The sequence below is a fragment of the Allobosea sp. CCNWLY174 genome (genome assembly GCF_037120455.1).
Classification (GTDB): domain Bacteria; phylum Pseudomonadota; class Alphaproteobacteria; order Rhizobiales; family Beijerinckiaceae; genus Allobosea; species Allobosea lupini.
This window is the reverse complement of the sequence record NZ_JBBBBQ010000001.1, coordinates 994,774-1,009,898: the sequence shown is the minus strand read 5'-3', so window position 1 is coordinate 1,009,898 and position 15,125 is coordinate 994,774. Positions and strand designations below refer to the sequence as shown.

At 67.7% G+C, this 15,125-nt stretch carries 12 protein-coding genes; 8 read left to right on the top strand and 4 right to left on the bottom strand.

Annotation, left to right across the window (positions count from 1 at the left end):
• Position 1: 1 nt before the first annotated feature.
• From V7S63_RS04855 to V7S63_RS04845, 3 genes are read right to left on the bottom strand one after another with little or no spacing between them, the layout of a single operon-like run.
• Complete coding sequence (locus V7S63_RS04855; RefSeq protein ID WP_336529382.1) at positions 2–1,498, bottom strand: acetyl-CoA carboxylase biotin carboxylase subunit; 1,497 nt, start codon at positions 1,496–1,498, stop codon at positions 2–4.
• On the bottom strand, positions 1,495–3,333 hold the full coding sequence (locus V7S63_RS04850; protein WP_336529667.1) for an acyclic terpene utilization AtuA family protein: 1,839 nt from the start codon (positions 3,331–3,333) through the stop codon (positions 1,495–1,497). Before V7S63_RS04850 ends, V7S63_RS04855 begins: the two co-directional genes overlap by 4 nt.
• A 5-nt stretch (positions 3,334–3,338) precedes the next feature.
• Positions 3,339–4,121 carry an enoyl-CoA hydratase-related protein gene (locus V7S63_RS04845; protein WP_336529381.1) on the bottom strand — a complete coding sequence of 261 codons (783 nt, stop codon included), beginning with the start codon at positions 4,119–4,121 and terminating at the stop codon, positions 3,339–3,341.
• Positions 4,122–4,328: 207 nt separating this feature from the next.
• On the opposite strand from V7S63_RS04845, the gene V7S63_RS04840 reads away from it, so the two are divergent.
• Entirely contained in the window at positions 4,329–5,582 is a 1,254-nt protein-coding gene (locus V7S63_RS04840) for an acyl-CoA dehydrogenase family protein (RefSeq protein WP_336529380.1), read from the top strand.
• Positions 5,575–6,453, top strand: coding sequence for an SDR family oxidoreductase (locus tag V7S63_RS04835; protein ID WP_336529379.1), 879 nt, complete (start codon positions 5,575–5,577; stop codon positions 6,451–6,453). The genes V7S63_RS04840 and V7S63_RS04835 overlap by 8 nt, the downstream gene beginning before the upstream one ends.
• A gap of 9 nt (positions 6,454–6,462) precedes the next feature.
• Here the strand turns inward: V7S63_RS04835 and V7S63_RS04830 are convergent, their stop codons facing one another.
• Positions 6,463–7,197: a TetR/AcrR family transcriptional regulator gene (locus tag V7S63_RS04830; protein ID WP_100963026.1), complete on the bottom strand. Its 735-nt coding sequence runs from the start codon at positions 7,195–7,197 to the stop codon at positions 6,463–6,465.
• Positions 7,198–7,521: 324 nt separating this feature from the next.
• Between V7S63_RS04830 and V7S63_RS04825 the strand changes: the two genes are divergently transcribed.
• The 6 genes from V7S63_RS04825 (at position 7,522) to V7S63_RS04800 (ending at position 15,101) form a co-directional block, all read left to right on the top strand.
• Entirely contained in the window at positions 7,522–8,484 is a 963-nt protein-coding gene (locus tag V7S63_RS04825; RefSeq protein ID WP_442896413.1) for an NAD(P)H-dependent flavin oxidoreductase, read from the top strand.
• Between the two features lie 333 nt (positions 8,485–8,817).
• Positions 8,818–9,657: an ABC transporter ATP-binding protein gene (locus tag V7S63_RS04820; RefSeq protein WP_336529377.1), complete on the top strand. Its 840-nt coding sequence runs from the start codon at positions 8,818–8,820 to the stop codon at positions 9,655–9,657.
• Positions 9,654–11,606, top strand: coding sequence for an AMP-dependent synthetase/ligase (locus V7S63_RS04815; RefSeq protein WP_336529376.1), 1,953 nt, complete (start codon positions 9,654–9,656; stop codon positions 11,604–11,606). Before V7S63_RS04820 ends, V7S63_RS04815 begins: the two co-directional genes overlap by 4 nt.
• Positions 11,607–11,835: 229 nt before the next feature.
• Positions 11,836–12,723, top strand: coding sequence for a branched-chain amino acid ABC transporter permease (locus V7S63_RS04810; protein WP_100963030.1), 888 nt, complete (start codon positions 11,836–11,838; stop codon positions 12,721–12,723).
• A 4-nt stretch (positions 12,724–12,727) separates the two neighbouring features.
• On the top strand, positions 12,728–13,801 hold the full coding sequence (locus V7S63_RS04805; RefSeq protein ID WP_336529375.1) for a branched-chain amino acid ABC transporter permease: 1,074 nt from the start codon (positions 12,728–12,730) through the stop codon (positions 13,799–13,801).
• 37 nt (positions 13,802–13,838) lie between these two features.
• Positions 13,839–15,101, top strand: coding sequence for an ABC transporter substrate-binding protein (locus tag V7S63_RS04800; protein ID WP_336529374.1), 1,263 nt, complete (start codon positions 13,839–13,841; stop codon positions 15,099–15,101).
• Positions 15,102–15,125 lie beyond the last annotated feature (24 nt).

Genomic DNA, 15,125 nt, shown 5'->3' with positions numbered 1-15,125 from the left:
CTCAGTTCCTCCAGCGCCCGATCGAGGCGTGCGGCTCGGGCACGCCGAGGATGAGGTCGCGGAAATCGCGCAGGCCGAGCGCGGCGGCGATCAGGACCCTGTCGCGCGTCGCGTCATCCGGCTCGGCGGCGGCGAGCACCGCCCTGTGCTGGGTGACGAAGCCGGTATGCAGCTCCCCGGCGGCGAAGGCGGGATGGCCGAGCACGCGGGCGAGATAGTCGATATTGGTCTTGACCCCGAGCAGTGCGAGATCATGTAGCGCCGCGATGCTGCGGCGGGTCGCGCTGGCCCGGTCGGGCCCATGGGCGACGAGCTTGGCCAGCATCGGGTCGAAATCGGCGGTGACGCGCTGGCCGCGATCGAGCGCGTTCTCGAATCGCAGATAGGCCGCCTGCGGCGCGTCGAGATGCAGGATCGTGCCGGTCTCCGGCAGGAAGTCGCGCTCGGGATCCTCGGCGCAGATTCGGCATTCGATGGCATGGCCGCTGGCAGTGACTTGATCTTGCGCGAAAGACAGGTCGTGCCCGGCGGCGATCTGGAGCTGCAGGCGTACGAGATCGAGCCCGGTGATCATCTCGGTGACGGGATGCTCGACCTGCAGGCGCGTATTCATCTCCAGGAAGAAGAAGCGGCCGTCTGCGCCGAGGATGTATTCGACGGTGCCGGCATTGCGATAGTGTGCCGCCGCCGCGAGCCTGACCGCCGAGGCGCAGATCTCGTCCCGCAGTCCGGCCGGCAGGTTCGCCGCCGGCGCCTCCTCGATGATCTTCTGGAAGCGGCGCTGCACCGAGCATTCGCGCTCAAACAGGTGGATGGCACCGCCCTTGCCGTCGCCGAAGACCTGCACCTCGATATGACGGGGCTGCTCGACGAAGAGCTCGGCATAGACGCGCCCGTCGCCAAAATAGCGCTGGGCCTCGCTTGCGGCGTGGCGGGCTGCACCTTCCAACTCCTCGGCCGAGCGCACGATGCTCATGCCCTTGCCGCCGCCGCCGGCCGCCGCCTTGATCAACAGCGGGAAGCCGATTTCTGTCGCCTGGCGGGTGAATTCGGCGAGATCCTGCGTCGGCATCACCGACGGCGCGACAGGCACGCCATGATCGGCCGCGAACTGGCGCGCCGAGATCTTGTCGCCCATCAGAGCGATCGTATCGGCATCCGGGCCGATGAAGGTGAGGCCGGCCTCGGCGACGGCGCGGGCAAAGCGCGCATTCTCGGAGAGGAAGCCATAGCCGGGATGGATCGCATCGGCCCCGACGGCGCGGGCAGCGTCAACGATCTGGGCGATGTCGAGATGGGCGGCGACCGGCGTCTCGCCGGATATCTCGATCGCCTGATCCGCCTCGCGCACATGCCGGGCGCGAGCCTCGACCGGGTGGTGGATCGCGACCGAGGCGATGCCCATCTCGCGCAAGGTCCGGATCACCCGGCAAGCGATCTCGCCGCGATTGGCGATCAGGACTTTGCGGAACGGCGGTTTGTCGTCCGGAGCCATCATGCGTCGTCCATGGTCTTGGAGCCGTGGAGGGGGCCACCCGACGCGAGCCAGACGGCAGGGACGGGCACCGGCAGGCTCATCAGCACCTGGGCCATCGCCTTGCCCTGCGGGTCATGGCGCAGCGAGGCGATGCCGCCGCCGCCAAGCGCCCGGTGCATCACGAGGTTGAATCCGCGCAGGCCCGGCCAGTCGAAGCGCTCGACCTTGCCCTGGACGTGGTGCGCGAAATGCTGGCCGACCGCCTCCGGCGTCAGCGCGCGCCGGAGCCAGGGCAGGAAAGCGGCATCGCGCGCGATCACGCCGATATTGGCGATGTCGCCCTTGTCGCCGCTGCGGCCGAAGGCGAGGGCGACGAGCGGGACGGAGACGGTCTCGCCGATTGGTGCCTCCGGGGCGTCCGAGTTCGCGCTGGCAGGAGAGGGCGCGCTCGTGGCCGCCGCGGGGATATGCGCCGGCACCGGCAGGCGCGTCTCGCCGAGACTCACCGTCGGCTGCAGCTCGGTCTTGTCGATCAGGAAGGAGAACAGCCTAATCACCGGCTGCGGCTCGGGCCGGCCTCCGGCGAAGCCGGTCAGGCTCTGCGCCATCGCGGTCGCGGCCGGGTAGATTTCGCGGGCGAAGGTCTGCAGCGCTTCCTTGGCGGGATGGCGCACGCCGATCTTGAGCACGACCTCGCGTGTCGCTCGCGCCCGGCTCTGCGCGCCATAGCTCGCCTCGGCGCCGAGCGTCTCGACGGAAGCTTCGGCGAAATCCGGGAAGCCGGCCTCGCGGATCAGGCGGCCGCAGCGGGCGAGAACCGCCTTCGCGACAGCTTCGGCCCGCTCGGGCGCATCGTCGCCGACGATCATCATCGTCGCCGCGCAGCGATAGCCGTCGGCATAGGTGGCGCTGACCTTGTAGCTGGCGGTTGGTGCCCGCCCGCGCGCACCGGACACCCGGACGCGATCGAGGCCGGCGGCTTCGAGCCGCACCTGCGACCAGTCGCAAGTGACATCCGGCAGCATGTAGGCGGCGGGGGCGCCGACCTCATAGACGACCTGCTCGGCGATCGTCGAAGGGGTGACGCGCCCGCCGGTTCCCTCGGGCTTGCCGATCTCGAAGCTGCCATCGGCCCGGCAATCGGCGAAGGGAAAGCCCATATCGGCCCAGTCGCCGGCGACCTCGCGCCAGTCGGTGACGATGCCGCCGGTCGCCTGCGCGCCGCATTCGAGGATGTGGCCGGCCAGACTCCCGGCCGAGAGTTTGTCGTAGTCCTCAGGCGCCCAGCCGAATTCATGGATCAGCGGGCCGAGAACCACGGCCGAGTCGACGCAGCGCCCGGTCACCACGACATCGGCACCGGCGGCGAGCGCCGCCGCGATCGGGAAGGCGCCGAGATAGGCGTTGATGCTGGCGGTCCGCTCGGGGAAGGGCGCGCCTGAGAACATCTCGGTGATGCCTTGGGTGCGCAGCCGCTCGGCTTCGCCCGAGAGATCGTCGCCGGTGACGATCGCGACCTTGAGGTCGACGCCGACCTCCCTGAAGGCGGTGAGTAGCGCGTCGCGGCAGGCTTCCGGGTTGACGCCGCCGGCGTTGGTGACGACGCGGATGCGCTTTTCCGCGATTTCGCGGGCGAGCGGCCTCATCACCAGCGAGACGAAGTCGGTGGCATAGCCGAGCGCCGGGTTCTTCGCCTTCATCCGGGCGAGGATCGACATGGTGATCTCGGCGAGATAGTCGAGCACGAGATAGTCGATGCCGCCCTGCCGGACGAGCTGTCGCGGCCCTTCCGGGCTGTCGCCCCAGAAGCCGGCGCCGCAGCCGATGCGGATGCTCTCGCGCAGTGTCGCCGCCATGGCGCTCACCGCCCGGTCCAGGCCGGCGGGCGCTTTTCGGCGAAGGCGGCAAAGCCCTCGCGCGCATCCTCGGTGCGGGCCATGTTGGCCAGCATGAACTGGGCGTATTCGAGCGCCGCGTCGGTCGTCATCTCCCGGATCTTGGCGAGGCCCTGCTTGCCCAGGCGAATGCCGGTCGGCGATTTGTCGACGAGGCGACCGACCAGCCACGCGGTCTTGGCGTCGAGCTGATCAGCCGGCACGGCGTAGTTGACGATCGCGCCGGCCTCGGGATCGCCCGCCTTGATGGTCTCGCCGGTCAGGCAGAGCTCCATCAGCCGGCGATAGGGCAGGACCCGCATCAGATAGGGCAGGATCATCATCGGGAAGAGCCCGACTTTGACCTCGGTCACCCCGAGCAAGGCGTCGTCGCGTGCCACCACCAGATCGCAGGCGCAGATCAGGCCGAAGCCGCCGGCCAGCGCATGGCCGTTGACCCGCGCCACCAGCGGCAGCCGGCAGGCATCCATCCGGCGCAGTAGGCGGGCGACGTAATGGCGGGGATCGGCGGCCTCGATGGTGAAGGGGGTTCCGTCCGCGTTCGGCTTGAGATCGCCGCCAGCGCAGAAGGCCTTGCCGCCGGCGCCGGTCAGGATGACCGCGCGCACCTCGGAACCGGCCTCGGCCCGGTCGAGCGCGGCAACGATCCCCTCGGCGACCGCCTCGTTCAGGGCGTTGCGGCGGCTCTCGCGATTGATCGTGACGACCAGCGCCGCGCCCTCGCGTCGGGTGATGACCTCTTCGCTCACGGGTTCCGTCCCTGCGCGGCTCGCTGAAGGAGCCTTCGCTGAATAAATGATTTGAATTCATTTGTTGTGTCAATAGTCGTTCCGCACTTGAATCGTGCCAGCAATTGCGCAAACGGATTGTCCGATCTCGCTATATCCAGCCTGCATTGACAGCTGGGTTTGACGCTGATGAAATACGCTCAATAAGATCGACAGCCGAATGGCGCGATGCCCGCACCGCTGCGTGACGAGGCAAGGGAGGAGATCGACGTGAATGCCGTGACCGGTAGCAACCGCGCCAACGCCTTCGGCCTCGACGAGGAGCAGAACGCCATCCTCGACGGCGCCGACCGCTATGCACGCGCCGAGCTCTATCCGCTGTCGCGACGCATGGACGATGAGGAGTGGTGGCCGGACGAGGCTTTCCGCCAGATCGGCGCCAACGGCTTCTTGGGCGCAACGATCCCCGAGCAATATGGCGGGGCAGGGCTCGACCTGCTTCAGGCTGGCTTGGTCCTGCAGGGCTTCAGCCGCTGGAACCATGCCATGGCGCTCTCGGTCGTCGCCCACGACAACCTCTGCGCCAACAACATCTATCGCAACGGCAACGAGGAGCAGCGCCGCCGCTATCTGCCCGATCTCTGCTCGGGCAGGACGATCGGCGCGCTCGGCCTGACCGAGCCGGGGGCAGGGTCGGACGCGCTCGGCTCGATGCGCACCACGGCGCGCCGTGAGGGCGACCATTACATCCTCAACGGCAGCAAGATCTACATCACCAACGGCCCGGTCGCCGACGTGCTGCTGGTCTATGCCAAGACCGACAAGGAGCGCGGCGCCCACGGCATCTCCGCCTTCATCGTCGAGAAGGGTTTTCCCGGCTTCAAGGTGGCGCAGAAGCTGGTGAAGATGGGCTATCGCGGCAGTCAGACGGCGGAACTGCTGTTCGAGGATTGCCGTGTGCCGGCCGCCAACCTCGTCGGCGCCGAGAACCAGGGCGTCGCGATCGTGATGAGCGGGCTCGATCTCGAACGGGCGATGATCTCGCCGCTCTGCCTCGGCGTTGCCGAGCGGGCGCTGGACCTCTCGATCGACTACGCCAGGACGCGCAAGCAGTTCGGCAAGCCGATCGGCGCCTTCCAGATGGTCCAGTCCATGCTGGCCGAGATGTATGTGCTGGTCGAGACCATGCGCAGCTTCACCTATCGCACCTTGGCCGAGGCGGCGCCGCTCGAAGTCGGCGGCGGCGGGCGCGGCGACATCCATCGCCTGACCGCGGCCTCGGTGATGTATGCGGCGCAGGCCTGCCACGATGTCCTCGACAAGGCCGTGCAGGTCCATGGCGGGGCCGGCTATATCTGGGAATCGGAGATCAACCGCCTCTTCCGCAGCACCAAGCTGCTGGAGATCGGTGCCGGCACCACCGAAGTCCGCAAGATGATCATCGCCGGCGAATTGCTGAAGGGGATGGACCGTCATGGCTGAGGCCGAGCCCCGCGAACTCGGGCTGGACGACGCCGACCTCGCCGTGCTGCCGACGGTCTACGGACCCGACGCTTTCACCGGCAAGACCGTCCTCATCTCCGGCGGCGCCGGCGGCATCGGCCGCGCCACCGCCTGGCTGCTCGGCCGGCTCGGTGCGCAGGTGATCATCGCCGGGCGTGACGAGGGCAGGCTGGAGGCGGCGGTGCAGGCGATGCGCGCCGCCGGGCTGAAAGCGGCAGGCAGGACGGTGAATGTCCGCGATCCCGCCACGATCACCGCGCTCCACGACTGGATCGCGGCCGAGTTCGGGGGCATCGACATCCTCGTCAACAGCGCCGGCGGCCAGTTCCCACAGGCGGCGATCGACTTCTCGACCAAGGGCTGGAACGCCGTCGTCGACACCAATCTCAACGGCACCTGGTACATGATGCAGGAGGCGGCGCGGCGCTGGCGCGATGCCAAGCGGCCGGGCAGCATCGTCTCGATCGTGGTGGTTACGCGCCAGGGTCTGCATGGCGTTGCCCATACGATCGCGGCCCGCGCTGGCGTGGTCGGCCTGACCCAGGCGCTGGCTGTGGAATGGGCGCCGCTCGATATTCGGGTGAACTGCATCGCGCCGGGCGCGGTCGAGACGCCGGGCTGGCGCGTCTACGATCCCGCGCAGGTCGCGGCCTATCCGCGTTCCAACCCGATGATGCGCACCGCGACGACCTGGGAGGTGGCGGAGGCCTGTGCGTATCTCTGCGGCCCGGCGGCGGCCTATGTCACCGGCGAGGTGCTCAACGTCGCCGGCGGCGCGCAGCTCTGGGGCGAGACCTGGACGATCCCGCGCCCGGCCTTCTTCGACGGTCCGGGTAGCAGTGGCGGATAGGCGATGAGCTCAGCGCGCCCGGGCGGAGGAGGGCTTCGTCGGAGCGATGCCGGCGGCAGCCTCGAGCCGCGCCGTTGCAGTCTCCAGCCGGGCGACCACGCTCTCCATCGGCGAGGCCGGCTCGTCGTCGAGCGCGAGGCCGTGATGGACCAGATTGGTGATGGCGTCAGCCAGTTCGGCCGGGTCGAAATCGCCTTCGCCACGCAGGAAGGCCCAGGTGCGATGCTCGATGCAGCCGAAGACAAGGTCGCGCACCAGGCTCGGCGAGGTCTCGGGCCGCAGATCGCCGGCGGCGATGCCGACCTTGACCACGTCGACCAGGCGATTGGTGTAGGCCCGGTTCAGCTCGAACAAGTGCGAGCCGCGATAGTCGGGGGCCGGCCGGATCTCCTGGAACATCAGGCGCGACAGCGCGGGGTCGCGGTGAATCGAGGTGAGATGGGTGTAGACGATGAAGCGGATCTGGTTCCAGCTGCCGCGCACCGCGGCGAACTGCTCGGCATCGTCGCGCAGCATCTCCTCGAACCAGTGCTCGACGACCTTGACCAGCAATTCGCGCTTGTTGGCGAAGAAGCGGTAGATGCTGCCCTCGACCACGCCGGCGCGCAGCGCGATGTCGGTGATCAGCGCGTCGTTATAGCCTTTCTCGACGAAGACCTCCTTGGCCGCGGCCATGATGTCGGAGATGCGCCGCTCGGGCGGGAGCCGGTTGACCTGGCGCTTCAGGGCATTGCGGGGCGGCATCGATGATCCTTGCTGAGGCGAAGTGGCAGCGCGCTGGCGGGCCTCGTAGAGCCTGTCGAGGGGTTTGCGCAACGCCGGTTCGTCGCGGCGCTTCGGTCGCGTCCCGATACTGTCCTAATAAATACCATTCATCACCATCGCGCCGCAAGCAGGAACGTGAGGTAAGCCGGAAGGTCGGCCGAGGCGCAGTTGCTGCCTGTCCGGACTGGATGGTCATGCCGGGCTTCGCCGCTGATGACGCCCGCGGAAGGGCTGCTAAGTCGCGTTCATTGCATTGGCGACCGGGCGCGGCCGGGAAGGGTCGCCTTGTTAGGGGAGGGATCCTTGCCGTTGCCTGCAGCTTTCGCCGGACGCCTGCGCGTTCCCGTCATCGCCGCGCCGATGTTCCTGATCTCGGGGCCGGATCTTGTCGTCTCGTGCTGCCGCAACGGCGTCATCGGCAGCTTTCCGGCACTCAACCAGCGGACGACGGCCGGTTTCGCCGACTGGCTCGACGAGATTGCGCGCCGGCTCGACGGCATAGATGATGCCGCACCTTTCGGCGTCAACCTGGTGGTCCACCGCAGCAATCCGCGGCTGGAAGCCGATCTTGCCGTCGTCATCGAGCGCAAGGTGCCGCTGGTCATCACCTCGCTCGGTCTCAACCGCGACTTGATCAAGGCCGTGCATGGCTATGGCGGATTGGTCTTCCATGACGTGATCAACCTCGCCTTTGCCGCCAAGGCGGCTGATGCCGGCGTCGACGGGCTGATCGCCGTCTCGGCCGGGGCCGGCGGGCATGCCGGGCCGCTCAATCCCTTCGCGGCGCTGGCCGATATCCGCCGCATCTTTGACGGCACGCTGGTGCTGGGCGGGGCGCTGAGCACGGGCGCCCAGGTCGCGGCGGCCCGGATGGCGGGGGCGGACATGGCCTATCTCGGCACGCGCTTCATGGCGACGCAGGAAAGCATGGCGCCGCCGGCGCTGCGGTCCATGCTGCTCGACGCGTCCGCGGCCGACATCGTCTACACCCCGGCGATCAGCGGCGTGCACGGCAATTTCCTGCGTCCCAGCATCGTGGCGGCCGGGCGCGATCCCGACGATCTGAGCAAGCCCGCAAGCTATGATTTCGGCACGACGGAAGCCAAGGCCTGGCGCGACATCTGGGCGGCGGGCCAGGGTGTCGGGACGATCCGCGATGTGCCTGCTGCGGCCGACCTCTGTCGGCGACTGGCGGATGAATACGAGGAGGCGCTGGACGGCGCTACTCGCCTGTCGTGCCGGGCGGTCGAACGGCCGGCGGGCTGAGCCGGGTTCATTGAGCTGCGGATCGGGGACAGGTGTCGAATGGTGTGGTCGGTCGGCGCGAAAGGGGTACTTCGGGCGGACTTGTGCGAAAATTCGCAGCTGCCGACAGGGCGGACACCGGTCGGCGAAAGAGTTGACAGCACAAGATGAATTCTATTCATTAGCTGTATCGAGCTGACGCATATCGAGCCAACAAGCCAGCGCAGCCGGGGAGGATGCCGTGGGAGTCAACGCCGTTCGCGCGGCCGCGCCTTGTGTGCGCCGGGTGCCCGCAGATGTCGCGCTTGGGGTCTTTGAGCGCGGCCTTCCGGCCGGCCGGTCCGGGCGCCGCGGATGAATGAGGTTCAGTACCGCCACGCCGCGAGCGCCGCAGGCGCGCCCGTCGCGCTCTCCTGCACCGGGATCGAGCGCGTCTTCGGCGGGCTGCGCGCGCTGAAGGGCGTCTCGCTCGACGTCCGCCAGGGCGAGATTCTCGGGCTCGTCGGTCCGAACGGCTCGGGCAAGACCACCATGGTCAACGTGATCACCGGCTTCTACCCGCCCAATGCCGGCAAGGTCAGCCTGTTCGGCGAGGACATCACAGCGCTGAAGCCGCACCGCGTCGCCGCCCGTGGCGTCGCCCGCACCTTCCAGAATCTGGCCCTGTTCAGGGGCATGAGCGTCCTCGACAACATCCTGATTGGCCGCCACACCCACATGAAGCCGAGCGCGCTCGGGGCGCTGTTCTACTGGTGGTGGGCGGAGCGCGAGGAACTGGCGCACCGGCGCGTCGTCGAAGAGATGATCGAGTTCATGCAACTCCAGGACATCCGCGACGAGCCGGTCGAGGTCATTCCGCTCGGCCTGCAGAAGCGCGTCGAACTGGCACGCGCCCTCGTCGCCGAACCGCGCCTCCTGATCCTGGACGAGCCGATGGCCGGCATGAACCAGGAGGAGAAGGAATACATCGCCCGCTTCATCCTTGATGCGAGCGAGGCCCGCGGCGTCACCACCCTGATCATCGAGCATCACATGGATGTGGTGACCTCGATCTGCGACCGAGTCGTCGTCCTGAGCTATGGCGAGGTGATCTCGGAGGGCGAGCCGCAGGCGGCGATCTCGCATCCGAGCGTGGTCAGCGCCTATCTCGGCGAGCGCGCCGCCAAGCGCCACCACGCCGGGAGCACCGCATGACGGCGGTATCGGGCAGGATCGGGGAGGTGGCCCACTGGCCGGTCGGCGCCAATGGCGAGCCGGCGACGCTGATCGCGGCGCTCGCCCGTAACGCTGCTGAGTTCGGCGACCGGGTCGCCTTCCGCGAGCGGCGTTATGGCATCTGGCAGGAACAGGACTGGCGCGTGGTCTTCGACGAGATCGCCGCCATGGCGGCCGGGCTCGAAGAGGCTGGGCTGGTCGCCGGTGCCGCGATGACCGTGATCGGCGACAACCGCCCGCGGCTCTACTACGCCATGCTTGCCGCCAACATGCTGCGCGCCTTTCCGTCGCCGGTGTTTCCCGACGTGCCGCTCGAGGAACTGATCGTCGCGACCCGGCATGGCGCGCCGCCGGTCGGTATCGCCGAGGATCAGGAGCAGGTCGACAAGCTGCTGCAGCTTCGCGATGCGACCGGGCGCGTCGCCACCATTCTCTACGACGACGAGCGCGGCCTCGACGGCTACGATCAGCCCGGGCTGATGTCGCTCGACGAGCTCGTGAAAAAGGGTCGAGAGCGGCTGGCACGCGAGCCCGGTCTCGTCCGGCGGTTCGTCGACGAGCCACAGGCCGACGACATCTCGGTGCTGCTGCATTCCTCCGGCACGACCGGCCTGCCCAAGGGCATCCCGCTGCGCCATCGCAACGTCACCGGCGGCCTGCTCAATGCCGGCGCCAGCGGCTATTTCCACAAGCACGAGGAACTCTACGCCTACCTTCCGACGGCCTGGGTCGGCGATTTCGTCTTCACGCTTGGCGCCGGCATGATGATGGCGGCGACGATCAACATCCCCGAGCGGCAGGAGACGGTGATGCGCGACCTGCGCGAGGTCTCGCCGACCTTCTATCTCGCCGCGCCGCGCGCCTGGGACCAGATGCTGACCCGCGTCCAGGTCGGCATGAAGAACTCGACGCCGTTCAAGCGCTGGCTGTTCGAGACGGTAATGGAGCGCGCCGTCGCCTACGAGCGCAAGCGCCTGTCCGGCGGTTCGCTGACGCCGTCGGAAAAGCTGCTCGATGCGGTCGGCAACCTATTGGTCTATGCGCCGCTGCGCGATCATCTCGGATTAGGACGCGCCGAGCGGGCCTTCACCGGCGGCGAGGCGCTGGGCGAGGACACCTTCCTGTTCTTCCGGGCGCTCGGCATCAAGCTCAAGCAGTTCTACGGCCAGACCGAGACCTGCGCGCTGACGGCGGCGCAGACGGAAGGGCAGGTCAAGCTCCACACGGTTGGCAGGCCGATGCAGGGCAGCGAGATCCGCATCGACGAGAGCGGCGAGATCCTGGTGCGCTCCTCGTCGGTGGTCGACGGCTACTATGACGACCCGGAAAGCAGCGCCAAGGCGCTGGTCGACGGCTGGCTGCACACCGGCGATGCCGGGCGCATCGACGAGGATGGCCAGCTCGTCGTGCTCGGCCGCGTCAGCGAAGTCGTGCGCACCGCCTCGGGCGAGCGCTACATCCCGAACTTCATCGAGAACCGGCTGAAGTTCAGCCCCTATATTCGCAATGTCGCGGTGATCGGCGCCGGGCGTGACCAGCTCACAGCCATCGTCTGCATCGATTTCGACGCGGTCGGCCACTGGGCCGAGGAGCGCGGCATCTCGTACACCTCCTATGCGGAGCTCTCGCAGAAGCCCGAGGTGCAGGCGCTGATCGGCCAGGTGGTCCGGCACGTCAACGGCACGCAGCCGGATGGCCTGCGCGTGCGGCGCTTCTCCAATCTGCACAAGGATTTCGACGCCGACGACGGAGAGATCACCCGCACCCGCAAGCTGCGCCGCAACACGATCGAGACCACCTACGCCTCGCTGATCGAGGCGCTCTATAGCGGGGTAACCGAGACCGTGTTCGACGCCGCCATCGCCTATGAGAACGGGGAGCGCGGCGTGATCCGACGGACGCTCAAGATCAGTGAGGTCCTCGCCTGATGGTTCGTCTGCGCAACGCTGATCGCCCGAACTCCTCCCTTCCCCCTTGTGGGGAAGGGCTGGGGATGGGGGTGGTGCCGCTTGGTGATCTCTTGGCAAAAAAGGCTGGCAGCGGGGACAACACCATCTGGCTCCTCCGATCGCTCCAGCTTTGCGACCCCCACCCCTTCCCCTCCCCACAGGGGGGAGGGGATCCCGCGGCCGCGCGTCTTGCGTGGAGGAATCCCTGATGGACTGGATCCTGCTCGCGGAACTCTCGACCAACGGCGTTTTCGTCGGCCTGATGTACGCGCTGGTCTCGCTCGGCATAGTACTGATCTACAAGACCTCCGGCACCGCCAATCTCGCCCAGGGCGCGATCGCCATGACCGGCGGCTACGTCACCTGGGCGCTCGCGACGCTGGTCGGCCTGCCGATGTGGCTGGCGATCCCGGCCGCGCTTATCGGCATGTTCGGCTTCGGCCTCTTGATGGAGCGCGTCGCGCTGCGCCGGATGATCGGCCAGCCGGTGATCATGACGATCATGCTGACGCTCGGCGTCGAGATCATGCTGCGTGGCCTGCTGCCGGGCATCTTCGGTGCCGCTGTGAAGCGTCTCGACATCGGCCTGCCGCAGCAGCCGCTCTTCGTCGGCGAGCTCCTGCTCAATCGCTCGACGATGATCGGCGGGTCGATCTCGCTGCTGCTGATCCTGCTCTCGCTCTTCTTCTTCAACTCGCGCTTCGGCGTGGTGATGCGCGCCGTCGCCGACGACCAGACCGCGTCCTGGTCGGTGGGCATCAGGGTCGAGCGGGCGATCGCCGTCGCCTGGGGGCTCGCCGCGGTATCCGCGACCGCCGCCGGCGTGCTCTGGGGCAGCACCCAGGGCATCGACTGGTCGCTCTCGCTGCTGCTGATCAAGGCGCTCGCCATCGCCATCCTCGGCGGGCTCGACTCGATCCCGGGTGTGCTCGTCGCCGGCGTCATCGTCGGCGTCGCCGAGAGCCTCGCCACCGGCGTGCTCGATCCGCTCGTCGGCGGCGGCTCGCGCGACGTGGTCGCGGCCGTGATCATTCTCGTGACGCTGCTGCTCAAGCCGCACGGCCTGTTCGGCCGTCACCATATCGAGAGGGTCTGACGCCGTGTTCTATCGTCGCGCCGGCATCCGCCATACGCGCTATCAGGACGAGCGCCAGCTGTTCCCGCTCGGCTTCGACCGTGGGCTGATCATCGCTGTCATCGCCATCCTCCTGGCCGCGCCCTTCATCTTCGACCGGCTCTATGTCTCCGGCTATCTGCTGCCCTGGCTGATCTGGACCTCGGCTGCGCTCGGCCTCAACCTGCTGATGGGCTGGTCCGGCCAGATCCATCTCGGCTATGGCGCGGTGATGGGCATCGGCGCCTATGGCTCGGTTCACCTGGTGCGTCTCGGCGTGCCGCTCGAGATGGCGATGATCGCCGGCGGCCTGCTCAGCGCCACGATCGGCACGATGTTCGGCGGCGCGGCCCTACGCATGAAGGGCATCTATCTGGCTATGGCGACGCTCGCCATGCAGTACGTCGTCGACTTCGTCATCTCGCATTCCTCTGTGATCAGTGGCGGCTCGCTCGCGACCTTGCAGGTGCCGCCGGTCAGCTTCCTCGGCATACCCCTGCAGGGCGACCTACCGACCTATTACCTCGCTTTCGGCGTCTGCTTCGTCATCACGCTGTTCATGCTGAATGTCCGGCGCACCAGCTTCGGCCGGGCGCTGGCGGCGCTGCGCGAGAAGGATTACGCCGCCCAGATCCTCGGCATCTCGACCTTCCGCTACAAGCTGTTGGCCTTCTGGGTCTCGTCCTTCATCGGCGGCGTCGTCGGCTCGGTGCTGGCGGTGACCTATCTGCGCGCGATCTCGCCCGATCAGTTCCATATCGAACTCTCGATCCAGATCCTGGCGATGATCATCGTCGGCGGGCTCGGCAGCGTGCTTGGCCCGTTCTTCGGCACGGCGCTGATCCTGTTCGCGCCCATTCTGCTCAACAACCTGCTCGGCGCCGCCGCCGGCACCTTCGGCTGGTCCTTGCCGATCGACCTGCGCGCCCATCTGCCGCTGATGGCCTATGGCGCGCTGGTGATCGGCTTCCTGCTCTACGAGCCGCTCGGGCTGGCCAAGATCTACGCCAATTTCCGCAACTACTTGCTCGTCTGGCCGTTCCGCCATGCCCAGCGGTGACGGTGCCTCAATCAACGACAGGGCTGGAGGAAACAGGATGTCGCTCGATCGCCGTTCGTTCATCGCCGGCTCGGCCGCGCTGGCCGCGCCGCTCGCCCTGCCGGTGCAGGTCTTCGCCCAGGAGAAGATCGTCCGCTTCTCGCTGCCGCAGGACTTCACCCGCATCTACACCTTCGTGACCTCGGAATATAATCAGGGCCAGCGCGACTACTTCACCCTGGTCAATGATCGCGGCGGAGTCGCGGGCTACAAGATCGTCGCCGACATCACCGACCATGCCAACGACCTGCCGCGCGCCATCGAGGCCTATGAGCGCGGCAAGCGCGAGGGCGCCGTGCTGATCGACCCGCTCTCGACCCCGGTGGCGCGCGCGCTGGTGCCGCGTGCGCTCGAGGACAAGATCAACATGATCACCGCCTATTCCGGCCGCAGCGACGCGGCCGACGGCAGTGCCTTCCCCTACGTGCTGCCGCTCTCGATCAACTACTGGACCCAGGCCGGCCTGATCATCGAGCAGTTCAAGAAGACCGAGAAGGGCAGCCTGAAGGGCAAGAAGATCGTCTTCGTCCACATCGACACGCCCTTCGGCAAGGAGCCGCTGCCGATCCTCAACGTGCTCGCCAAGAAGGAAGGCTATGAGCTCGCGGCCTTCCCCTATACGCCGCCGGGCAACGACCAGTCGGCGATCTGGCCGCAGGTGCGCCGCGCGCGGCCCGATTTCGTGATCTTCTGGGGCGCCGGCGTCGGCCAGACCGTGGCGCTGACCGAGGCGATCCGCAACGGCCTGCCGATGGACCGGGTCTCCGGCAGCGTCTGGCTATCCGAATCCGATATGGACGTGGTCGGGCGCGAGGCGGCCAAGGGCGTGATGAAGGTCGAGCCCTGCGTCGGCGGCCGCGAGCCCAAGGTGATCAAGGACATCCTCGCGGACGTCGTCGGCAAGGGCAAAGGCGCCGGCCCCGAGAACAAGGTCGGCACGGCCTACTACAACTACGGCGTCCAGATGGCGACGCTGATGGTCGAGGGCGTGCGCAAGGCGGCCGAGAAAGCGCCGAACGGGCCGGTCACCGGCCCCTGGCTCAACGAGGGGCTGCGCTCGATCACCAACTTCACCGCCGACGGCCTGCTGCCGCCGACCACGATCACCAGGGACGACCACCAGGGCGGCGGCATGGGCCGGATCGCGCGCTGGGACGGTGCCAAGTTCGTGCCGATCACCGACTGGTACTCTGCCAACCAGGACGTGGTCTGGGAGGAGATCCGCAAGAACTCGGACGAGTTCAAGAAGTCCGGGAAATGATGAGGTCCGGGCGGCGCGGGCGCT

What these genes read in the sequence shown, in the direction of transcription:
- V7S63_RS04835 (WP_336529379.1), top strand. Translation starts at nt 5,575, where the DNA reads ATGGCTGAGGCCGAGCCCCGCGAACTCGGGCTGGACGACGCCGACCTC.
- V7S63_RS04855 (WP_336529382.1), bottom strand. Translation starts at nt 1,498, where the DNA reads ATGATGGCTCCGGACGACAAACCGCCGTTCCGCAAAGTCCTGATCGCC.
- V7S63_RS04840 (WP_336529380.1), top strand. Translation starts at nt 4,329, where the DNA reads ATGCCCGCACCGCTGCGTGACGAGGCAAGGGAGGAGATCGACGTGAAT.
- V7S63_RS04850 (WP_336529667.1), bottom strand. Translation starts at nt 3,333, where the DNA reads ATGGCGGCGACACTGCGCGAGAGCATCCGCATCGGCTGCGGCGCCGGC.
- V7S63_RS04810 (WP_100963030.1), top strand. Translation starts at nt 11,836, where the DNA reads ATGGACTGGATCCTGCTCGCGGAACTCTCGACCAACGGCGTTTTCGTC.
- V7S63_RS04830 (WP_100963026.1), bottom strand. Translation starts at nt 7,197, where the DNA reads ATGCCGCCCCGCAATGCCCTGAAGCGCCAGGTCAACCGGCTCCCGCCC.
- V7S63_RS04820 (WP_336529377.1), top strand. Translation starts at nt 8,818, where the DNA reads ATGAATGAGGTTCAGTACCGCCACGCCGCGAGCGCCGCAGGCGCGCCC.
- V7S63_RS04815 (WP_336529376.1), top strand. Translation starts at nt 9,654, where the DNA reads ATGACGGCGGTATCGGGCAGGATCGGGGAGGTGGCCCACTGGCCGGTC.
- V7S63_RS04800 (WP_336529374.1), top strand. Translation starts at nt 13,839, where the DNA reads ATGTCGCTCGATCGCCGTTCGTTCATCGCCGGCTCGGCCGCGCTGGCC.